1 protein-coding gene is annotated in these 1,311 nt (G+C 41.2%); it reads left to right on the top strand.

Annotated features, from left to right (window positions below; genetic code table 11):
- Positions 1-83: 83 nt before the first annotated feature.
- A protein-coding gene (locus ACQ5DJ_RS29860) for an IS3 family transposase (protein WP_429845619.1) occupies positions 84-1,273 on the top strand; the annotation gives its coding sequence in 2 pieces (ribosomal slippage) (positions 84-369 and positions 369-1,273; 1,191 coding nt in all).
- Positions 1,274-1,311: the final 38 nt, after the last annotated feature.

The raw sequence follows: 1,311 nt of genomic DNA, 5'->3' as shown, positions 1-1,311 counted from the left end.
TGATAATATCCCCTTTGAGTAGACAGTGTAAAAAGCCCGCCCACCTAACGGTGGGTGTACACTCTATTTGGAGGGGATTTATTATGGCTAAAAAAGGCCAAACATTCAAACGATATTCTGAGGAGTTTAAACTGAAGGCTGTAAACATGTATCTACTGGGAGGGATGAGTTATCAAGCAATAGCTAAGGAATTAGGAATACCTAGCAATACTCAAGTTAAGCAGTGGGTCAGAAAGAAGAACAGTGGCGAAGGGCTTGGGGATCAACGAGGGAAAAATCAATCTGATAGCACTCCTTTTATTGGGCGTCCAAGAACCAAGTTTGCTACTGTGGAAGAAGAAAGGGATTATCTAAAGGCGCAGGTAGAATACCTAAAAAAGCGCAATCCCAATCTGCATATGGGGGGAAGGTGCGGAAAATAACTCGGTTTACGATCATAAACGAACTTAGTAAGCAGTATCGCCTTACGTGGTTAGTAGAAATTGCGGAAGTGTCTCGATCAGGCTTCTACAAATGGCTCAAAACAAAAGAAAAACAATCGGCAAGACAAAAACAAAATCAAGATTTGAAAGAGCATATCATAGCAATCCACAAAACACATCCCTACTATGGCTACCCAAGAATGCGGATTGCATTAAGAAAGAAAGGCTTAAGTGTAAATCACAAGCGAGTATACCGGTTGATGAAGGAACTAAACCTTCGGTCCATTATCCGAAAGAAGCGCCGTTATTTTGGTAAAGCTCCCTCAATAGTTCATCCTAATTTACTTAACCGAAAATTTAAAACAGACAAGCCGAATAACGTGTATGTAACAGATATTACTTATGTTGTACTCCAAGAACGTTTTTACTACCTATCTGTCATTCAAGACCTGTTCAACAACGAAGTTGTTGCCTGGCAAGTTTCCCGTCGAAATGATTTACATCTGGTACTAGATACTGTGGAACAACTGAGTGAAAAAAGAAACGTGCAGGAAGCAATCCTGCATTCAGATCAGGGCTTCCAATACACGTCTCGGCAGTACAATAAGCGAATAAAGGAACTTGGCATAAGAGGCAGCCACTCTCGCAAAGGAAACTGCCTAGATAACGCCTGCATTGAATCCTTTTTTTCGCATCTCAAGGTTGAGACGTTGTACTTTTCTGAGTGTAAAACAGAAGAAGAACTCTTTCAAGCCATTGAGAATTACATATGGTTCTATAACCATGAACGGTTCCAGAAAAAACTAAACCAGTGTGCTCCGGTAGAATACCGAATCACACTGGCTGCTTAGGCTTTTTTAGTTCTGTCCGCTTGACAGGGGTAAGACCA

The sequence above is a fragment of the Brevibacillus sp. FIR094 genome (assembly GCF_050477165.1).
GTDB lineage: Bacteria > Bacillota > Bacilli > Brevibacillales > Brevibacillaceae > Brevibacillus.
This window is presented reverse-complemented; position numbering and strand designations above follow the sequence as displayed.